General features: G+C 77.5%; 1 protein-coding gene. It reads left to right on the forward strand.

Going from position 1 to position 1,018, the window contains the following annotated elements; all coding sequences use genetic code 11:
- Positions 1-357: 357 nt before the first annotated feature.
- Positions 358-1,018: MBL fold metallo-hydrolase (locus tag ACFV0G_RS39635; protein WP_380558869.1), on the forward strand; the 661-nt coding region annotated here is incomplete at its 3' end.

The following is a 1,018-nucleotide window of genomic DNA, read 5'->3' on the forward strand; positions in this document are numbered from 1 at the left end:
GGTGATGGGGCCGCCCCGCCGGGGCCGCCGCCGGGGGGGCCGCGGGGGAATGGCCGCCCGGCGTCGCCGGCCCCGTGCCGCGGCGTCTCCCGCACCCGCCCCGGGCCGAACGCGATCGGCCCGGACCGCACCGGGAGCTGCACCGAGCGGTACGGTGCCGGGCGGCGCCGAGCACGTCGTCCCGCAGACCAGCAGCCTGGAGCAGACCGTCCGGCAGATCCTGGACGACACCGGCCTCACCCCGCCCGGCTGGACGCCCCGACCCTGACGTCCGCTCCACGGCCTTGGGACGGCGCGGCGGTGAGCCGTCGGCGAACAGCGGCCCGGCGACCGGCGCGACGGCGCAGAGTGGGCGACATGGACATCATCGAGGTGCGCCCCGGCCTGCGCATGCTCCGCTTCCCGGTCGGAGCGGCCTATCTGTGGCGCGACGGCGGCGGGTTGACCCTGATCGACACCGGGACGGCGCACTGTGCGGCACAGATCGAGGACGCCCTGGACGGGCCGCTGCGGCGGATCGTGCTCACCCATTGGCACGAGGACCACACCGGTTCGGCCGCCGAACTGGCCGCCCGGCACGGGGCAGAGGTGGTGGCCCATCGGCTGGAGGCGCCGGTGATCCGGGGCGAGGCGGTCGGGGCCCCGGCGGTGCTGGAGGAGTTCGAGCGGCCGATCCGGGCGGCCCTCCCGCCGCTGCCGCCGGCCCCGCCGTGCCGGGTGGACCGGGAGGTACGGGACGGCGACGTCCTGGACTTCGGCGACGGGGCGGTGGTCGTCGCCGCGCCCGGGCACACCGACGGCTCGATCGCCCTCCATCTGCCGGGGCCCGGGGTGCTGTTCACCGGCGACGCGGTCGCCAACGTCGGCCGGACCATGCCGGGCGTCTTCAACACCGACCGCGCCCGCGCCGTCGAGTCACTGCACCGGCTGGCCGAACTCGAGTTCCGGACGGCGGTCTTCGGACACGGCGACCCGATCGGTGACGGCGCCCCCGCCGCCCAGAGCGCGGCGGCCCCCG

Origin of the sequence: Kitasatospora sp. NPDC059571 (assembly GCF_042735675.1) — a bacterium.
Taxonomy (GTDB): Bacteria; Actinomycetota; Actinomycetes; order Streptomycetales; family Streptomycetaceae; genus Kitasatospora.